Here is an 18177-nt window from a genome sequence, read left to right on the forward strand (position 1 = left end):
ATGACGCCGGTCCTCCCGGACGGACCGCGGCTCGACGAAGCGGCCGGGCGGCTGGTCCGTCCCTACACCGTGAGCGACGGCCGGACCAGGGCCACGTCCCACTTCACGCTGGTGACCACGGTACGGGCCACCGGCGCCCAGACGCAGGGCGCCTTCGGCCTGGAGCACGCGCGGGTGCTGGCGCTGTGCGAACAGCCGGTGAGCGTCGCCGAGATCGCGGCCCGGATGCAGGTGCCCGCCGCCGTGGTCAAGGTACTGCTGTCCGATCTGGCCGAGGGAGGCGCGGTCGTCGCAGGTGACACACGCCCGGCGTCCGCGGACCACTCCGCACGACCTGATCGAGACCTCCTGGAAGCGATACGCGATGGCCTCCTCAAACGACTGTGACCCGCTGCCCGCCGAAGTCCTGCCGGTGGGCGTCAAGGTGCTGATCGCCGGCGGGTTCGGCGTCGGAAAGACCACCTTCGTCAACGCGCTCAGCGAGATCGAGCCGCTGAGCACCGAGGAGACGCTGACCGCCGTCAGCGCGGCCACGGACCGGCTGGACGGAGTGGAGAACAAGGCCACCACCACGGTCGCCCTGGACTTCGGCCGGATCACGCTCAGCCGGTCCCACATCCTGTACCTGTTCGGCACGCCCGGACAGGAGCGCTTCTGGTTCCTGTGGGACGAACTCTCCGAGGGAGCGCTCGGGGCGGTGGTCCTCGCCGACACCCGCAGGCTGGAGCACTCCTTCGCGGCGGTGGACTTCTTCGAGCGGCGCGGCATCCCCTTCGTCGTCGCCGTCAACGAGTTCGACGGGGCTCACCGCTACCGCGGGGAGGAGGTGCGGACCGCGCTCGACCTCAGGCCGGAGGTGCCGGTGGTGCTGTGCGACGCCCGCGTCCAGCACTCGGGCATCCGCGTGCTGATCGACCTGGTTCAGCATCTGATCACGACAAGGAGTTCCCATGGCAGCGACACCGACCAACCCACCGTCCGGGCCTGAGTCCGGGATCGCCCTGCGCCATCTGCTCCTCCCCCCGGAGGACCCGCAGGTGCGCGCCCGGTCCGAGCGGCTGCGCGAGCTGGGCATCGACGCGCGCCCGGACGCCGGACTCGACGCCTTCGCACGGGAGCTGGCACACCGCACCGGCGGCTGCTACGCCGGGGTCAACTTCTTCCTCGACGCCGACCGCCAGTACTTCGCGGGGTTGTACAGCGCGGCGCAGGACACCACGGCCCACGTGGGACCGCCGTTGCTGGAGGAACCGGTGCCCGGCCGCGTCATGCCCCGCGACATCGACATGGGTATCTGCCCGCACGTGGTCAAGCGCCGCCGGGCGCTGGTGCTGGAGGACATCCGGGACTTCCCGCGGTTCGCCGGCAACCCGGTGGTCGACGCGATCGGCGTCCACTCCTACCTGGGCGCGCCGCTGATCGACAGCACCGGCGTGGTGCTGGGCACGATCTGCGTGGTCGACCAGGACCCCCAGCCGTGGGGCCGTGAAGGCCTCGAAACCATCAAGGCCATGGCCGCCGAACTGGTCGAGCGTCTGGAGGAGTCGGCGAACCGCCGCGGCTGACCGGCGCCGCCGTCGTCCGACGCGGGGCGGCGCCGCGGGCTGCGCCGTCGGCGCCGTGTCCGTGCCCGCTGGTTCCGTTCCGGGACGGCGGGTACTTGCCGCGGCATGGGATCTCTGGGTTCGCCGGTGCTGCTGGTGTTGTTCGTGGCCAGCGCGGCCGTCATCTGGGTTGCGGGCGTCAAGCTGTCGGACACCACCGACGTGCTCGCCGAACGGCTCGGCCTGGGCAGCGCGTTGGGCGGTCTGATCCTTCTGGCGATCGCGACGAATCTGCCCGAGATCGCGATCACCGCGAGCGCGGCGATGGCCGGCCGGCTCGACGTCGCGGTCGGCAACATCCTGGGCGGGATCGCCATCCAGACCGTCGTGCTGGCGGTCCTGGACGCGGCCGGGGTCCGCCCCCGGGCCCCGTTGACCCGTCTTGCCGCCAGTCTGCAGCTGGTCCTCGAAGGGGCGATGGTGGTGGTCGTCCTGGCGGTGGTCGTGATGGGCACTCAGCTCTCCCCGGATCTGCACGCCGCCCGCCTGGCCCCGTCCTCCGTGGCGATCGCCGTCCTCTGGGTGATCGGTCTGGTCCTGCTCGACCGGGCCGGCCGGGGCCTGCCGTGGCGCGAGGGCGGCGACGCCCCGGACGGCCAGCCGGAACCGCGCGGCCACTCCAAGGGCAAGAAGGAGAAGGCCGCCAGCGACAAGGGCACGAGCACCGTACGCGCCGGGCTGGTGTTCGGCGTCTCCGCACTGGCCACCCTCCTCGCCGGCGTCGTGATCGAACGCAGCGGCGAGGAGTTCTTCGCCCGCCAGGGCCTGAGCGGTGTCCTGTTCGGCGCGACCGTGCTGGCGGCGGCCACCTCCCTGCCCGAGGTCAGTACCGGCCTGACCTCCACCAGGCTGGGCGACTACCAGCTCGCCGTCAGCGACATCTTCGGCGGGAACGCATTCCTGCCGGTGCTGTTCCTGCTCGCCACCGTCATCTCCGGTGAACCGGTGCTGCCGGCCGCGCACGACACCGACGTCTACCTGACGGCGCTCGGGATCATCCTGACCGTGGTCTACATGGCGGGGCTGATCTTCCGCCCCCGCCGTCAGTACGCCCGCATGGGTATCGACAGCGTCGCCGTGGTGGTCATCTACCTGATCGGCATAGCCGGACTGGCCACGATCGCCACCTTACCGTGCGGGCCGTGCCCTCGCGGGGCGCGCCCATGGAGTCCCGAGCGCAGCGGGGAGCGGCGCGGGCGGCGGTGCCCCTCAGCCGGCCGGGTCGCGGTCGAGCGGACCCCAGCGGCCGGGCTGCGCGGTCACGATGCGGGATGCCTGGGCGATGACGGAGTCGGCGATCCAGCCGAGGGGCTCGACGTCTCGTACCAGGGGCTCGTTGTCCGGTCCACGGGCCGCCTCGTGGCCGTGCAGGAGCCACGGCCGCGTGCGTTCGTCCTTGACGCGGGGGAGGTGGCAGTAGTCGTACAGCTTGCGAGCCACCCAGATGTCCACGGGCCGCTCGCCCCACCAGTCCTCGACGTCCAGGGAGCTGGCCGACAGGCCGGGCAGCTTGACGCCGGTCAGGTCGTCGGTGCTGCTGACGGCCGTCAGGTCGCGCTCCGGGCCGCGGGACCAGCGTACGTAGAGGCAGCGGCGGCGGGTGACGAGCCGGGTCAGCTCGTCCAGGCTGGTGAAGGTCGGCAGACGGGCGGTGGTGCTCATGGCGGTCCGGTAGGTCAGGCGGTCAGCACGGAGTCGTCTTCCGGGCGGGTGCCGGGGAGGTGGTGACGGGCGGTGACGAGAGCCGTGTCGATGTCACGGGTGCCGGTCGCCACGCACAGCGTGTACGCCACGTCGTTCATGCGCTGGCGGACCCCCTCGTCGCCCTGTTCGGCGTGCAGGATGCGCAGCGTGTCGTACTGCTCGACCAGATTGTCGAGTACAGCAGGGTGTGCCATGAGCATGGGAACGCTCCTCGTCGTCGCCGTTCGCGTAGGACACCGGCCTGTGTGCCCAGGTATCACACCGGCAATCACTCCCACGCCGCACCACCAGCGGAAACGCGTGGGAAGCGGTGCCGCAGGAGCAGGGACGGCGTGCGCCGCGTCAGCCAGGCACAGGCCAGGCCGATCACGGCGCCGCCGGCGACGTCGCTGGGGTAGTGGGCGCCGGACTGGACGCGTTCGAGGGCGACCGTCGCGGCCGGTATCGCGCACAGGGCGCCGACCGCGGGCCAGGTGGCCGTGACCGCCGCCGTGAACCCGACCGCGGCAGCGGTGTGTCCTGACGGAAACGACGGGGAGTCGGGCCGATCGTGCACCCCCTCGTGCGGAATCAGCTCCTTGGGCGGCCGCGGCCGGTCGGCCAGGTGCTTGCACAGCCCGTTCGAGACGAACTGCGCCAGCGCCAGAGCGGACAGTCCGGCCCCGGCGGCCACCCGGCCCCGTCGTCCGCCTGCCGCGGCCAGCGCCACGGCCGTGCCCCACCACAGTTTGCTGTTCTCCGCCGCAGCCTCCACCGCCGACAGCACCCGGCCGGCGCGATTCGGGACGCGGGACGCCGTCCGCTCAATGAGGACGCGATCCAGTTGTTCGAAGAAAGTGCACACCGTCATGGACCGCTGATATCCCGCCGCATGCCGTCCACGCGTACACCCGGCCCCAGGGCCGTGACCACTCGGGACGTCCCTCTCATGGGCGAGGGCGCCGAGGGTTTGCTGACGGAACCGAGGGGCAGGCGGGGTTTCGTGCTTCGGACCGGAGGCGCGCGCCCAGCGGGAGGACCCTGGCCGCCGGCTCCGTCCAACGGTCACGGTGCTCCTCGCGTGGCGAACCCTGACAGCACCGTCGGGGTGGGCCCGGGAACACGCCGTCTTCGGGTGCCGCCCCTCAGATCGTTTCGGGAGCGACAGCGCATGCCGACCGACACATCGACGTCCCGTCCCGCCCCGCTCACCACGGCCCCCGGCACAACGCCCGCACGGCGGAGCCATGACGACGCCCCCGACACCTCCCGGCTGTTCGCCCGGCTGGCGGCGCTGGAGGAGGGGCCGGAGCGTGACGCCGTGCGCGACGAACTCGTCACCGCCTGGCTGCCCATGGCCTACCGGATCGCCGGCCGCTTCCGCGACCGCGGCGAGTCCGTCGAGGACCTGCGCCAAGTGGCCGCGCTCGGACTGGTGAAGGCCGTCGACCGCTTCGACCCGTCCCGCGGGGCCTTCGAGAGTTACGCCGTGCCGACCATCACCGGTGAGGTCAAACGGCACTTCCGGGACCGGATGTGGGCCGTCAGGGTGCCGCGCCGGGTGCAGGAGCTGCGCAACCGCGTACGGGTGGCCCGCCGGGAACTCACGCAGAACCCGGGCAGCCCCGAACCCACCGTCGCGGACCTCGCCGCCCACACCCGCCTCACCGAGGACGAGGTGTCCGCGGGCCTGGAGGCCCTGGAGAGCTTCAGCACCCTGTCGCTGGACGCCGAACTGACCTCGGGGGACGACGGCTACAGCCTCGCCGACACCCTGGCCGCGACCGACGCCTCCTACGACGTCGTGGTCGACCGCGAGGCCGCGAAGGAGGGTCTGCGCCGGCTGTCCGAACGGGAACGGGCCGTCCTCTACATGCGCTTCTTCGAGGACATGACGCAGAGCAGCATCGGCGACCGCCTCGGCATCTCCCAGATGCACGTCTCCCGGCTGATCAGCCGCAGCTGCGCCCGGGTCCGCGACGAAGCCCTCGCCCGCCGGACCGCCGACCGCCGCCGGCTGTGACAACCCCCCACACCTCACGGAGCCTGCACCGATGCCACATCAGCACGCGGCGACCACACTGACGGCCGCAGCGGTCATCGCCGCGATCCTCGTGGCCCGAGCCGCTCTCCTGCACCGCACCGGCCGGAGCCGGGACCTGCCCGTACTGCGTGCGTCGCGCCGCGTCATGACATCGGAGGCCGTGACACGCCGACCGGCCGCCGTGCCGTCGGACGATGTCGTGCCCTTCGCCGTACGAGAGGCCGAACGGCACGTTCACCGCACCTGGCAGCAGATGCGGGCACACCCCGACCCGTCCGAGTGACCGGAGCGGTCTGTGCGTGATTCAGCGGCCGTGGGGGACACGCGGTGCATGTCCTCCGTCCAGAATGCGCAGCCGGACACCGCCTCCGGCTCCGGTCTCAAGCGAGCTCTCACCACCCCGCTGCTGTACTTCTTCATCCTCGGCGACGTCCTGGGCGCAGGGGTCTACGTCCTGGTGGGGCAGGTCGCCGCGGACGCGGGCGGGGCCGTGTGGGTCCCCCTGCTCGTCGCCCTCCTGCTCGCCCTGCTCACCGCCGCCTCCTACGCCGAGCTGGCGACGAAGTACCCGAAGGCGGGCGGCGCTTCCCACTACGCGACCAGGGCGTTCGGCCCGTTCGCCGGCTTCGTCGCCGGCTTCTGCATGCTCGCGGCCGGCATCGTCTCCGTCGCCGCGCTCGCCAGGGGATTCGGCGGCGACTACCTGTCGGCGTTCGTCGACCTGCCCGTGGCCGCCGTCGCCGTCGTCTTCCTCGCCCTGCTCGCCGCCCTGAACGCGCGCGGCATCCAGGAATCGACGCGCGCGAACGTCGTCGCCACCGTGATCGAGGTCAGCGGGCTGCTGATCGTCGTCGCCCTCGGCGGATGGCTGCTGCTGCGGGGCGACGGCGACCCCGGCCGGCTCACCCGGCTCGGGACCCCCGGCCACGGCGCCGCCGGCGCGGTGCTCAGCGGCTCCGTCCTCGCCTACTACTCCTTCGTCGGTTTCGAGACCTCCGTGAACGTCGCCGAGGAGACCCGCAACCCCAGGCGTTCCTACCCGCGCGCCCTGTTCGGCGCGCTGGCCACCGCCGGGGCGGTGTACGTGCTGGTGGGCGTCACCGCGTCGGCGGCCGTGCCCACCAGCCGCCTCGCCGCGTCGAGCGGGCCCCTGCTCGAGGTGGTCGAGGCGGCGGGCGGAGTGCCTCAGCGGCTGTTCAGCGCGATCGCGCTGGTAGCCGTGGCGAACGGCGCGCTGCTCACCGGGATCATGTCCTCGCGCCTCGCCTTCGGCATGGCACGCGACGGACTGCTGCCCTCGGTGCTGACCACCGTGCTGCCCGGCCGCCGTACGCCCTGGGTCGCCATCGCGGCCACCACGGTCCTCTCGACCGCCCTGGCGCTGACCGGGGACGTGGCCACTCTGGCCTCGACGCTGGTCCTGCTGCTGCTCGTCGTGTTCTTCATGGTCAACGTCGCCGTCCTCGTCCTGCGCCGCGACTCCGGTACGGCGGACCACTTCCGTACGCCGACCGTCCTGCCCGTGCTGGGAGCGGCCTCCTGCGTCGTGCTGGCCACCCAGGTCGAGACCGAGGTCTGGTGGCGCGGACTCGCGGTGCTCGGCGTGGGCGCCGTCCTCGGCGCGGTCAGCCACCGCGCGGCCCGGCGGAAGGGCGCGTCGCGGCCGTGACGCCGCGCGACTCCCGGGCCGGAGGAACGCCCGCCGCCCGGCGTGGACCGGGCGGCGCCCGGCCCGCGCCGGGCAGCGGGCTCACAGCGTCAGGTACAGCCGCGTGCCCCGGGGCCGGAAGCCGACGCGTTCGTACACCCGGCGGGAGCCCTCGCCCGAGTACTCGAGCCACACCGACGACGTGCCACGGCTGAACGTCGCCCCGGCCAGGGCGGCGGTGACGGCGGCCGCGATGCCGCGGCCCCGGTACGCGGGCCGGGTGCCGACGCCGGCCAGTTCCGCGGTGTCCTCGGCGGGCGCGGAGCAGAGTGCGCCGCCGGCGCACGTGCCGTCGGGCGCGCGCACGAAGCGCACGGCGCCGCCCTGCTCCTCGGTGCGCCGCAGCCGGGCGGCGCCCGCCTCGGAGGGGCCGAACTCGCCCGCGAACGCGTCGGCCAGCGCGGTGTCGATCGCCCGGTAGTCCTCGTCGGTGTGCGGCGCGCGCACGTCGAGGCTCCCGGCCGGTGGCGCCACCAGGGTCGCGGGGGTGCAGACCAGGTACTCGTGGACCGCCTCGGTGCGGAAACCCGCCCGGCGCAGCGCGGGTTCGACGGCGGGCGCGGCGTCCGGGGCGAACTCCAGACGGGGCCGCAGGCCGCGTGCGCGGAACGCCCCGATCAGGGCGGTGACGTCCCGGTCGGCCGGCTCGGCGCCGGGGAACGGGGTGGCGTAGTTGACGTACGGGCTGTCCGTCGCCGGATCGAACCCCGCGACGAAGCCTCCGGTTTCGAGCGGCGCCGGACGGCGGAGGAGATGGGCGACGGCGAAGTTCTGCACGTTGTCGTGCACGGTGATGTGGACCTCACGGTGAAGGGCAGCCGCGAAGGCTGCGGGACCGGCCGTGGCCGGGGACACGGGACATGCGTGGGGCCGCCGTGGGAAGACGCGAGGGCACCGGCCGCCGCCGTGGCGGCGGGGATGTCAGTGCCGACGGCGGCCGCTGCGGGACGCCGCGATCAATGGCTTCAGTCCTTCATCGTGCAGAGGTCTGCGTGGATCGACTCGCGGGATCGTGCCACAGGTTGGGGAGCCGCACAAGCCGTCGCCCGCTCACAGCCGGACCACGATCAGGGCGATGTCGTCGCGGCCGCCGCTGGCCACCCCGAGTTTGGTCAGCAGGGTGTCGGCGAGCCGCTCGGCGCCCAGGCTGCCGCACTGCCTCAGCGCGTGCATCAGCCGGTCGAGGCCGGCGTCGATGTCCTCCTTGCGGCGTTCGATGAGTCCGTCCGTGTAGAGCACCAGGGTGTCGCCGGGCGTGTACGGGATGCTGGCCTGGGGGCGCGGCACATGCATCGGCCGTGCGCCCAGGGGCGGGTCCGTGGCCCGGTCCAGCAGCTCCATACGGCCGTCCGGGTGAGCCAGCACCGGCGGCGGGTGGCCGGCGCAGCTGTAGGTGATCAGGTGGCTGCGGCGGTCGACGATCGCCTTGACCGCCGTCGTGCCCAGGGCTCCGTCGATCGAGCGGGCGTACAGCCCCAGGACCTCCAGGGCCTGCGCGGGCCGTTCCAGGGCCCGGATGGCCGCCGACAGCGCGCTGCGCAGCATGCCCATCACGGCGGCGGCCTCCAGGCCGTGCCCGATGACGTCGCCGACCGCCAGGGCGAGCTGGTCCGGCGGGATGTCGACCACGTCGTACCAGTCGCCGCACACGTTCAGCGAGCCGATCGCGGGCAGGTAGCGCACCGCCACGTCGTGCGGATGGTGGGCCAGGTCGGGAGCGTGCAGCATGGCCTCCTGCAGGGTGACCGCGACCTCCCGCTCCCGGGTGTTGGCCTGCCGCAGCTCCTCGTTCAGCCGCTGCAGCTCGCGCGCCCGGGAGTACAGCTCCGCCTCCAGCGTCTGGGCGGCCTCCAGTCGCTGGCCGACCCGTATCCGCGTGGGGTCGCCGGCCTGGTAGGCCTTGACGAACGCGGTCACGTCCTCGACCCGGTGGATGATCCACGCCACCTGCCCGTCCGGCCCCATGACCGGGGTGTTCACCGGGGACCACCAGCGTTCCTCGAACTCCCCGGGCCGGCGCACGACGGGGATGTCGTACTTCTGCAGCGCCATCGTGTCCGGCTTGCGGGAGGACAGGACCCGGTGGAGGGACGCGTTGAGATTGCGCGTGCCGTCGGCCTCCGGGTCGTTGGGGTTGTCCGGGAAGGCCTGGAAGACGTGCTGCCCGATCAGGTCGTCGCGGGTCCGCCCGGTCGCGTCCAGATACGCCCGGTTGACGTCCACGATCACCAGGTCCGGCCCCAGGACGAGGTACGGGCTGGGGGTGGCGGCGAACAGCGCCGCGTGATCGACCTCCGCCGGCATCCTCCGCTCCCTGCTCCGCTGGTGTCCGCACACCCAGGCTGCACCAGCCGGACGAGTCCCGCTCTCCCGGCGGCGCCCGGACGCGACCGGGGTACGACGGCGGCATGCCGGGGTACGACGGCGGCGCGGGCCGTGTCGGGCCCGCGCCGCCGTCGTACCGTTCGGGTGTCCGCGCCCCGGGGCGCGGTCAGACGGCGGGCCGGACGGCCTCCACCGCCTCGGGCCCGGCGGCGTGGGCGCGGCCCGGCAGGGTGAGCACGGCCACGAAGCCCAGCACGGCCACGGCGGCGAAGAAGTAGAAGCCCCACGGGTGGCCGACCCCGGAGGCGACCAGGGCGCCGGTGATCGACGGGCCGACGATCGACCCGATGCGGCCGATGCCGGAGGCCGAGCCGAGGGCTGTGCCGCGCACGGCGGCCGGGTAGAAGTTGGTCACGTAGGCGTAGACGAGCACCTGCGCCGAGAAGACGAACACGCCGGTCAGGAAGACCACGGTGTCGAGCAGCAGGTCGCTGTCCATCCTGACGCTCAGGCAGGCCAGCATCACCACCGAGACCGCGAACCAGCCGAGCGTGACCGGCTTGATGCCCCGCCGGTCGGCGACGAAGCCGCCCAGCACCAGCCCGGCCACACCGCCGGCGTTGAGGATCAGGAGCTGGGTGACGGCGGTGGGCACGGGGTAGCCGGCCTCGTTCATCAGCTTGGGCAGCCAGGTGTTGAGGCCGTAGACCAGCAGCAGGCCCATGAAGGAGGCGACCCAGATGCCGATGCCCGCGCGCAGGTACGCCGGCTTGAGCAGCTCGGCGAACGGCACGCGCTGCGCCCCGGTCGCCTGCCGGGCGCGCACGAACGCCTCCGACTCCGGCAGCCGGAACCACTGGACGGCCGCGACGACGAGCCCGGCCGCGCCGAGGACGTAGAAGAGCACCTCCCAGTTGTCGGTCACCTGGAGGGCCAGCAGCGAGGTGATCACGGCGCCGGTGTGGTAGCCGGTCATCGTCAGCGTGCTGGCCCGCGCCCGGCGCCGGGCGGGCATGTGCTCGGCCATCATCGTCAGGGACACCGGCATGCAGGCGCCGAGGCCGACGCCGGCGATGAGGCGCAGCACGGCGAACATCGCCACGGAGGAGGCGAGCGGAACCAGCAGGGTGAAGACGGAGAACAGCACCACCGACCCGATGAGCAGCAGGCGCCGCCCGAGCCGGTCGGCGAGCGGGCCGACCAGGACCGCGCCGATGGCCACGCCGACCAGCGAGAGCGTGGCGATGGTGGTGGCGTCCCCGGCGGTGATGCCGAGGTGCTTGGTCTTGATCAGGGTCGGGATGATCGCGCCGAGGACGACGAGGTCGTACCCCTCGAGCATGACGGTGATCCAGCACAGGACCACCGTCCAGACGCTGCGGCCGGCGGCGCCGGTGCCCGCGGAGGTGTTGGACGCGTCGGACGCGTCGGAAGAGACGACGGATGCCATGGTGACATTCCCCCCAGAGCGGCTACGGGAGACGGAGACGGGTGAGCGGGAGCCGGAGCGGCCGCGCGGCGAGCCGGAGGGTTCGCGCGCGGGTCCGGCGGAACGGGGACGCGGGGATCAGAACGGGTAGTCGGCGATGTCCGGCCGGACGGTGACCCACTGGGTCTCGGTGAAGGCCTCGATGTTGGCGGCGGCTCCGCCGAACCGGGACCCGGTGCCGGATGCCTTGACCCCGCCGAACGGGGCGTTGGGCTCGTCGGCGACGGTCTGCTCGTTGATGTGGATCTTGCCGGAGTCGATCCGGTCGGCGAGCTTCATGGCCGTGCCGACGTCGCCGAGGATGCCGACGGACAGGCCGTACTCGCAGTCGTTGACGATCCGGGCGGCCTCCTCCGGCGTGGAGAAGCCGATGACCGGCGCCACCGGACCGAAGATCTCCTCGCGCCAGGCCGGCATGTCGGGGGTGAGGCCGGTCAGCACGGTGGCGCGGTATCCGGCGCCCACGATCTCGCCGCCCGCGGCCAGCTTCGCGCCCGCCGCGACGCTGTCGGTGACGATGCCGTGCACCCGCTCGAGCTGCCGCCGGTCGATGATCGGACCCAGCGCCACGTCCTCCCGGGCCGGGTCGCCCACGGGCAGCGCCTCCGCCTTCGCGGCGAGCACCTCCGCGTACTCCTCGAGCAGCGACTCGTGCACGAGGTGGCGGCCGGTCGTCATGCAGATCTGCCCCTGGTGCAGGTACGAGCCGAACGCGCCGGCGGAGGCCGCCTTGCGCACGTCGGCGCCCGGCAGCACCACCAGGGCGTTGTTCCCGCCGAGTTCGAGGTGGGCCCGCTTGAGCAGGCGCCCCGCCCGCTCGCCGATCGCCCGGCCGACCGGGGTGGAGCCGGTGAAGGACACGACCCGCACCTCGGGCGCCTCGACGACCGCCTGGCCGACCGAGCCGTCGCCCGGGAGCAGGTGCAGCAGACCGGAGGGCAGCCCGGCCTCCTCGAAGACGCGGGCGATGACGACGCCGCCGCTGACCGCGGTGCGCGGGTCCGGCTTCAGCAGGACCGCGTTGCCCAGCGCCAGCGCGGGCGCGACCGAGCGCAGGCCGAGGATGAGCGGGAAGTTGAACGGCGCGATCACGCTGACCACACCGGCCGGGCGGCGCCGGGCGAACGACCAGCGGGACTCCTCCGAGGCCAGCACCTCGCCCTGCGGATGCGTCGGCAGCGCGGCGCACTCGAAGCACTCGCCCAGCGCGAGCCGCACCTCGAAGGCCGCCTTGGACCGCACCGAGCCGGCCTCCCGCACCAGCCAGTCCTCGATCTCGGCCGCGTGCTCGGTGAACAGCTCGCCCGCGCGGCGCAGCACGGCCGCCCGCTCCGCCGCGGGGGTGGCCGCCCAGTCCCGCTGGGCCTCGGCGGCGCGGGCGGCGGCCCGGCCGGCGTCCTCGGCCGTGGCGAGGCCCACGGTGCCGAGCCGGTCGCCGGTCGCCGGCTCGGTCACCGGCTGGTCGAGGGACGCGTCCCGCCAGCCGTCGCCGAAGAGCTTCTCGCCCCAGACGGCGCTGTCCAGGAGTGTCATCGGTTTCCCTTTCCGCCACCCGGGGAGGGGGCGAGTTGTCTGAGAGGGCACAGGGGAGAGGGGGGGATCGGGAGGGTCGTCAGGAAGGGGTCGTGAGCGCCGTGTCGACCTGGACCAGCCGGGGGCCGTCCGGGCGCTCGGCCAGCACGGCCCGCAGCTCGTCCACGCCGCCGACGTGCCGGGCGGGCACCCCGTACCCCTCCGCGATACGGGTGAAGTCCAGACCCGGGATGTCCAGGCCCGGCGCGTCCGGCACGCCGAGGAGTCCGCTGAACCAGCGCAGCGCCCCGTACGTCCCGTTGCGCAGCAGCACCACGGTGAGCGGGACCCGGTGCCGCGCGGCGGTCCACAGGGCGGTGATGCCGTAGTTGGCCGAGCCGTCCCCGATCACACCGACGACCGGCCGGCCGGGCTGGGCCATGGCGACCCCGACCGCGCCGGGCAGCCCGAAACCGAGGCCGCCGGCCGCCGGGAAGTAGTAGGAGCCCGGCTCGCGCAGGTCAATCTGGCGCCACCAGGCGGCGTTGGTCGAGGTCGACTCCACGACGTAGGCGGTGTCGCCGGGCTGCTCGTCCCGCAGGGCGGCGAAGACCTGCTCCGGGTGCAGCAGCGGCGCCTCGGCGGACGCCGGCGCGGGCGCGGGCCGGAACTCGCCGGTGGGCGCCGCGGGCGCGTCCAGCTCCTTCAGCAGCAGCTCGATCACCGCCGCCGGGTCGGCCACCAGCGCCTCGCCCATCGGCGCCCGCGCGGCCGCCGCGGCGTCCTCGGTCACCTGGATCAGCCGGGTGCCCTCGGGCAGGTACCGGCCGGGAAGGTACTCGTGGTACCGGAACACCGGGGCGCCGAGCACCAGCACCAGGTCGTGGCCCTCGAACGCGCGGGACACCGGCTCGATGCCGGCCGGCAGCACACCGCGGAACAGCGGATGGCGGTTGGGGAAGGGCAGCCTGAACTGCGACGGCGCCGCCCACACCGGACCGCCAAGCCGCTCGGCGAGGCGCACCGCGTCGTGGAACAGCCCGGCCGAGTCGACGTCCCCGCCCAGCACCAGCGCGGGCCGCCGCGCGGCGGCGACCCGCTCGGCCAGCCGGCGTCCCTGCTCCGCGCCCGGCACGCCCGCGCGCTCCACCCGCCGGTCCAGCACGGCCGGGGAGTTCTCGCCCGCGTCGGCCGCCCAGTCGTCGTACGGCACGGAGAGGTAGGTGGGCCGGCGCTGCAGTCCGGCCTCGAAGACCGCCTGGGCGAGCGCGCGCGGCACGTCCTGCGCGCACGCCGGTTCGGCGGCCCAGCCCACCAGCGGCCGCATCAGCGCGGGGGCGTCGACGTTGGCGAGGTTGGCCTCCGGCCCGATGGCCGGCCGCACCTGCTGGCCGGCCACGACCACCAGGGGAGTGCGCGAGGCCACCGCGTTCGTCAGCGCGCCCATGGCGTTGCCGGAGCCGGACGCCGCGTGCAGGTTGACCAGTACCGGACGGCCGGTCGCCTGGGCGTAGCCGTCGGCCATGCCCACCACGGCACCCTCGTGCAGACCGAGGACGTAGCGGAACCCGTCCGGCAGGTCGGCGAGGAAGGGCAGCTCGTTGGAGCCGGGGTTGCCGAACACGGTGGTGAGCCCCTGGCGGCGCAGGAACTCATGGGAGACATGACGCACGGATGGCACGGGTGCTTTTCCCTTCGGAAGTGACGCAGCACACGCTAGGGAGCCCACGACATGGTCACCAATAGATGTTGTCCGGCCCCGATATAGACTTCGTCGATATGAGCAGCTTCGACCTCAACCTCGCCCGGGTCTTCGTGCTGCTCTACGAGACCGGCAGCGTCACCGCGACCGCCGAGACCCTGCACGTCACCCAGCCCACCGTCAGCTACAGCCTGGGCAAACTCCGCCGCCACTTCGGCGACGACCTGTTCCGCCGGACCGGCCGCGGACTCACCCCGACCGCCGGCGCCCGCCGCCTGTACGAGCCGCTGCAGCGCGCGCTCGCCGACATCGACGGGGCCATCCGCCAGTCCGACGACTTCGACCCCGCGACCATGGGCGGCCGCTTCACCGTCTCCTTCTCCGACCTGGGCGAGGTCACCCTGCTCCCGCGCCTGGTGGCGGCGGCGCGCGAGCGCGCGCCCCGGGTGTCCTTCGCCGTCCGCTCCCTGGACGTGGACGACGCCGAGAGCCAGCTCCGCAGCGGAGAGCTCGACGCCTTCGTCGCCACACCGGTGCTGACGTCCCACCGCACCGTGCGCATCCCGCTCTTCCACGAGCGCTACGTCGGCATGGTCGCCGCCGACCACCCCCGCGTCCGCGGCGCCCGCGTCACCCTGGCCGAACTCGCCGCCGAGCACCACGCGTCGGTGTACGGGCCCAGCGGGCACGTCGTCCCGCGTTCCCTGCTGGCCACGCACGGACTGCTGGACCGCGTGGCCGTGGACGCCACCCGCTTCTCGGTGCTGCCGTACCTGCTGGAGCGGACCGACCTGATCGCCATCGTCCCCGAGTACGTCGGCGAGGTCTTCACCGCCTCGCACCGCCTGCGGCTGGTCCGTCTGCCGTTCGACACCGAGCCGATCGAGATCGCGCTCTACGCCCGGCACGAGGCGTCCCGCAGCCCCTCGCAGCGCTGGCTGGTCCACTTCATGGCCGAGGTCCTGGGCGAACTGGTCAGCCCGGCGCAACTGCCGCCGACCGCCATCCGGTAGGGCGCGCTCTTCTGGCGGTGCGGCGCTGCCGCGCGCACCGTGGAGAGGAGGGGCTGGGATGGACCGTCCAGGCGGGCGCTCGTGCCGCGAGAGAGGTGGGACACGTGGACAGCAATGTCTCCGGGCCGAAGGTCGTGGTCGGGATCGACGGCTCGCCGTCCTCGTACGCCGCGCTGCGCTGGGCCGTGCGCTACGCGGAACTCGTCGGCGCCACGGTGGACGCCGTCACCGCGTGGGAGCTGCCGGGCCTGTACGGCTGGTCGGGGCCCGCGGTGGACATGGACGTCGACCGGGACGAGGCCCGGGACCGGATGCGGCAGGAACTCACCGACGTGCTCGGCGCGGACGCGGCCGGCTCGGTGCGGACCCACGTGGTGCACGGCAACCCCGCCGACGTGCTGCTGCGGGCCGCCGAGGGCGCCGAGGCGCTGGTCGTCGGCAGCCGGGGCAGGGGCGGCTTCACCCGGGCCCTGCTGGGCTCCGTCGGCCAGCATCTGACGCAGCACGCGACCTGCCCGGTCGTGCTGGTGCGCCCCGAGCCGCCCAGGCCCGAGCCGAAGTAGGTCCGGCCCGGGACGGTCACCCGGTGGCGGCGCCCACGGTCACTCGGTGGCGGCGCCCTGACCGGCCACCGCGCCATGGCCCTCCGGCGGCAGATCGAACCGTACGTCGACCACGCCCTCGACGGCCCTGACCAGGCGGGCGGCCACGGGAACCAGGGCGGTGTCGCGCACCCTGCCGACGAGCGTCACCACTCCGTCCTCGACCACCACGTGCAGCGACGAGGTCGGCGGCGGGAAGAGGTACGACACGATCTCGCGCCGGACCTGCTCGGCGATGTCCTCGTCCCCGCGCAGGAAGACCTTCAGCAGATCCGCGCGGCTCACCACGCCCTGCAGCAGCCCGAGTTCGTCGACCACCGGCAGCCGCTTCACCGCGGACCGGGCCATCACCCGGGCGGCCTCGGCCAGGGTCGCGTCCGCCCGTACGGTCACGGCGGGCGAGGACATCAGGTCCCCCGCGCTGAGCGCGCCGGCCTTGGCCAGGTCGGCTGGGCGGCGCAGCCGCGTGTACTCCTCCGCGGGGTCGTCCCGCAGCTCCTCCGTGGGCAGCAGGTCGGCCTCGGAGACCACACCGACGACCCGGCCCTCGCCCTCGATCACCGGCAGGGCGCTGACCCGCCAGTCCTGCATCATCTCCACGATCTCCTTGAACGGCGCTCGGCGGCCGACGGCGGCCACCGTGTGCGTCATGACGTCGCTGACGATGTGCGGGGTGCCGTACATGGCGACTCCAGGGGGACTTGGCTTCGGCGGGAGTTTCAGGCGGCGGGCCGGGGCCCGGGGTCCGGGTTCCCAGGCAGTCGCGTGTGCACCTCGAAGACTCCGCCCAGGCCCGCGAGGCGCAGCATGCGCAGGAAGCCCGTGCTGTCGTCGGCGACCAGCCGCAGCCTGCCCCGGCGGGCCAGCGTCCGGTTCCGGGTCCGGCACAGGACGCCCAGGCCGGCGCAGTCGATGAAGGTGGCCGGCCGCAGGTCGAGCACCAGGTCCGGGTGCGGGCCCGCGGTGAGCGTGTCGAGCCGCCGCGCCAGCGCGTCCACCGCCAGCAGGTCTATCTCCCCGTTCAGGGCCACGACGGTCGCGCCGTCGGCCTCGCGGACCGCGGGGGCCGGGCCGGGCAGCGTGTTCTCGGACATGCAACGAGACAAGCGCCTGCGGGGGTGTGCGCGGAAGGGCCGGTCGGCCCCATCCCGGGGCCGACCGGGGCCCACGGGCCCCGCACGCGGCGCGCCGCGTGCGGGGGAGAACAGGCAGCGGCGGGGAGCGAAGGGCCCGGAGGGGCGCCCTCCGGCCGGCGGCGAGGGCCGGTCGGCCCCATGCGCGGACCCCCGGCACCGCACAAGCTGAACATGTGGGGCACTTCCGGCACCCCGCCGGAGTCCGGCCGACGCCCGCGCGTCCGCCGGACGCCCTGGTCCCGCGGCAGACCGAAGAGGTGAGGAGCGTCATGAAGGGCTACGTCTTCCACGGTCCCGGGCAGGCCTCCTGGCAGGACGTCCCGGACCCGGCGATCAAGGAGCCGACCGACGCGATCGTGCGGGTCGGCGCCGTGACCATCTGCGGGACGGACCTGCACATCCTCAAGGGCGACGTGCCCGAGGTGCGCCCCGGCACGGTGCTCGGCCACGAGGCCGTCGGCGAGGTCGTCGAGGTCGGCAGCGACGTGAACACCGTGCGCCCCGGCGACCGCGTGCTGATCTCCTGCATCACCTCCTGCGGCCGGTGCCGCTTCTGCCGGGACGGCTCCTACGGCCAGTGCCGCGGCGGCGGGGGCTGGATCCTCGGCCACCTGATCGACGGCACCCAGGCCGAGTACGTCCGCGTGCCCTACGCCGACCTGTCCGTGCACCCGCTGCCCGGCGCCGTCCGCAGCGAGGACGCCGTACTGGTGGCGGACATCTTCCCCACCTCCTACGAGGTCGGCGTCCTCAACGGGCGGGTGCGCCCCGGTGACACCGTGGCCGTCGTCGGCGCCGGCCCCATCGGGCTCGCGGCGATCATCACGGCTCACCTGTTCTCGCCCGAGCGGATCATCGCCGTCGACCTGGCGCCGGCCCGGCTGGAGGCGGCCAGGCGGCTCGGCGCCGACGCGGTGGCCGACGCGCACGAGGCGCCCCGGCAACTGGTGGCCGACCTGACCGACGGGCTGGGCGCGGACGTGGTCGTCGAGGCGGTCGGCGTCCCCGAGAGCTTCGAACTGTGCACCCGCATGGTCCGCCCCGGCGGGCGTGTCGCCAACATCGGCGTGCACGGGCGGCCGGCGACCCTGCACCTCGAGGACCTGTGGATCAAGAACGTGACCATCACCACCGGTCTGGTGGACACCTACTCCACCCCGACACTGCTGCGGATGGCCGCGGCGGGCCGGCTGCCGACCGGTCAACTGGTCACCCACACCTTCCCGTTGCAGCAGATGGAGGAGGCCTACGACATCTTCTCGCAGGCCGGCGAGACCGGCGCGCTCAAGGTGGTGCTCGGCGGGGAGCAGCACGCGGAACTGGCCGTGCCCGCGGCCTGACCGAGAAGGAGGCGAGGGA

At 73.6% G+C, this 18177-nt stretch carries 19 protein-coding genes and 1 pseudogene; 10 read left to right on the forward strand and 10 right to left on the reverse strand.

The window, feature by feature from the left end; genetic code table 11:
• The 4 genes and pseudogenes from ACFYU0_RS05940 to ACFYU0_RS05955 form a co-directional block, all read left to right on the forward strand.
• Positions 1–387 carry a DUF742 domain-containing protein gene (locus ACFYU0_RS05940; protein WP_351666330.1) on the forward strand — a complete coding sequence of 129 codons (387 nt, stop codon included), beginning with the start codon at positions 1–3 and terminating at the stop codon, positions 385–387.
• On the forward strand, positions 365–988 hold the full coding sequence (locus tag ACFYU0_RS05945; protein ID WP_389298114.1) for an ATP/GTP-binding protein: 624 nt from the start codon (positions 365–367) through the stop codon (positions 986–988). The genes ACFYU0_RS05940 and ACFYU0_RS05945 overlap by 23 nt, the downstream gene beginning before the upstream one ends.
• Complete coding sequence (locus ACFYU0_RS05950; protein ID WP_351666334.1) at positions 951–1565, forward strand: GAF domain-containing protein; 615 nt, start codon at positions 951–953, stop codon at positions 1563–1565. The genes ACFYU0_RS05945 and ACFYU0_RS05950 overlap by 38 nt, the downstream gene beginning before the upstream one ends.
• A 105-nt stretch (positions 1566–1670) precedes the next feature.
• Positions 1671–2690, forward strand: a pseudogene (locus tag ACFYU0_RS05955) (hypothetical protein); the annotation flags it as partial.
• A gap of 123 nt (positions 2691–2813) precedes the next feature.
• Here ACFYU0_RS05955 and ACFYU0_RS05960 read toward each other — a convergent pair.
• The 3 genes from ACFYU0_RS05960 to ACFYU0_RS05970 form a co-directional block, all read right to left on the reverse strand.
• Positions 2814–3266 (reverse strand): DUF6098 family protein, encoded by a 453-nt coding sequence (locus ACFYU0_RS05960; RefSeq protein ID WP_389298892.1) that lies wholly within the window; start codon positions 3264–3266, stop codon positions 2814–2816.
• A gap of 14 nt (positions 3267–3280) precedes the next feature.
• Entirely contained in the window at positions 3281–3508 is a 228-nt protein-coding gene (locus ACFYU0_RS05965; protein ID WP_389298116.1) for a DUF5133 domain-containing protein, read from the reverse strand.
• Positions 3509–3576: 68 nt separating this feature from the next.
• Positions 3577–4158 (reverse strand): phosphatase PAP2 family protein, encoded by a 582-nt coding sequence (locus ACFYU0_RS05970; RefSeq protein ID WP_389298117.1) that lies wholly within the window; start codon positions 4156–4158, stop codon positions 3577–3579.
• 300 nt (positions 4159–4458) lie between these two features.
• Between ACFYU0_RS05970 and ACFYU0_RS05975 the strand changes: the two genes are divergently transcribed.
• From ACFYU0_RS05975 to ACFYU0_RS05985, 3 genes are read left to right on the forward strand one after another with little or no spacing between them, the layout of a single operon-like run.
• Complete coding sequence (locus ACFYU0_RS05975; RefSeq protein ID WP_351666344.1) at positions 4459–5310, forward strand: SigB/SigF/SigG family RNA polymerase sigma factor; 852 nt, start codon at positions 4459–4461, stop codon at positions 5308–5310.
• A gap of 31 nt (positions 5311–5341) precedes the next feature.
• The gene (locus ACFYU0_RS05980; RefSeq protein ID WP_389298119.1) at positions 5342–5614 is read left to right on the forward strand and encodes a hypothetical protein; all 273 of its coding nucleotides are present in this window, start codon (positions 5342–5344) and stop codon (positions 5612–5614) included.
• Between the two features lie 48 nt (positions 5615–5662).
• Complete coding sequence (locus ACFYU0_RS05985) at positions 5663–7000, forward strand: APC family permease (RefSeq protein ID WP_351666348.1); 1338 nt, start codon at positions 5663–5665, stop codon at positions 6998–7000.
• Positions 7001–7081: 81 nt separating this feature from the next.
• Here the strand turns inward: ACFYU0_RS05985 and ACFYU0_RS05990 are convergent, their stop codons facing one another.
• The 5 genes from ACFYU0_RS05990 to mdlC all read right to left on the reverse strand — a co-directional run bounded on the left by ACFYU0_RS05990 (position 7082) and on the right by mdlC (position 14046).
• Complete coding sequence (locus ACFYU0_RS05990) at positions 7082–7828, reverse strand: GNAT family N-acetyltransferase (RefSeq protein ID WP_389298121.1); 747 nt, start codon at positions 7826–7828, stop codon at positions 7082–7084.
• A gap of 261 nt (positions 7829–8089) precedes the next feature.
• Entirely contained in the window at positions 8090–9343 is a 1254-nt protein-coding gene (locus ACFYU0_RS05995) for a PP2C family protein-serine/threonine phosphatase (RefSeq protein WP_389298123.1), read from the reverse strand.
• A 187-nt stretch (positions 9344–9530) separates the two neighbouring features.
• On the reverse strand, positions 9531–10814 hold the full coding sequence (locus tag ACFYU0_RS06000; protein ID WP_389298125.1) for an MFS transporter: 1284 nt from the start codon (positions 10812–10814) through the stop codon (positions 9531–9533).
• Between the two features lie 117 nt (positions 10815–10931).
• Positions 10932–12386: a benzaldehyde dehydrogenase gene (locus ACFYU0_RS06005; protein ID WP_351666355.1), complete on the reverse strand. Its 1455-nt coding sequence runs from the start codon at positions 12384–12386 to the stop codon at positions 10932–10934.
• A gap of 79 nt (positions 12387–12465) precedes the next feature.
• Positions 12466–14046, reverse strand: coding sequence for a benzoylformate decarboxylase (mdlC, locus tag ACFYU0_RS06010; protein ID WP_389298127.1), 1581 nt, complete (start codon positions 14044–14046; stop codon positions 12466–12468).
• A 98-nt stretch (positions 14047–14144) separates the two neighbouring features.
• Here mdlC and ACFYU0_RS06015 point away from each other — a divergent pair, with 98 nt between their 5' ends.
• Both ACFYU0_RS06015 and ACFYU0_RS06020 read left to right on the forward strand, forming a co-directional pair.
• A complete protein-coding gene (locus ACFYU0_RS06015; protein WP_351666358.1) occupies positions 14145–15080 on the forward strand; it encodes a LysR family transcriptional regulator in 936 nt (311 codons plus the stop codon).
• Positions 15081–15184: 104 nt separating this feature from the next.
• Positions 15185–15643, forward strand: coding sequence for a universal stress protein (locus ACFYU0_RS06020; RefSeq protein ID WP_389298129.1), 459 nt, complete (start codon positions 15185–15187; stop codon positions 15641–15643).
• A 39-nt stretch (positions 15644–15682) separates the two neighbouring features.
• Here ACFYU0_RS06020 and ACFYU0_RS06025 read toward each other — a convergent pair whose 3' ends face one another.
• Positions 15683–16366 carry a CBS domain-containing protein gene (locus ACFYU0_RS06025; protein WP_351666360.1) on the reverse strand — a complete coding sequence of 228 codons (684 nt, stop codon included), beginning with the start codon at positions 16364–16366 and terminating at the stop codon, positions 15683–15685.
• Positions 16367–16401: 35 nt separating this feature from the next.
• Positions 16402–16776 carry an STAS domain-containing protein gene (locus tag ACFYU0_RS06030; RefSeq protein ID WP_351666361.1) on the reverse strand — a complete coding sequence of 125 codons (375 nt, stop codon included), beginning with the start codon at positions 16774–16776 and terminating at the stop codon, positions 16402–16404.
• A 311-nt stretch (positions 16777–17087) separates the two neighbouring features.
• Here ACFYU0_RS06030 and ACFYU0_RS06035 point away from each other — a divergent pair, with 311 nt between their 5' ends.
• Positions 17088–18158, forward strand: a complete 1071-nt coding sequence (locus ACFYU0_RS06035; RefSeq protein ID WP_389298132.1) for a zinc-dependent alcohol dehydrogenase family protein — start codon at positions 17088–17090, stop codon at positions 18156–18158.
• The last annotated feature ends 19 nt before the right edge of the window (positions 18159–18177 follow it).

The sequence above is a fragment of the Streptomyces sp. NPDC003720 genome (genome assembly GCF_042875075.1).
Taxonomy (GTDB): Bacteria; Actinomycetota; Actinomycetes; order Streptomycetales; family Streptomycetaceae; genus Streptomyces.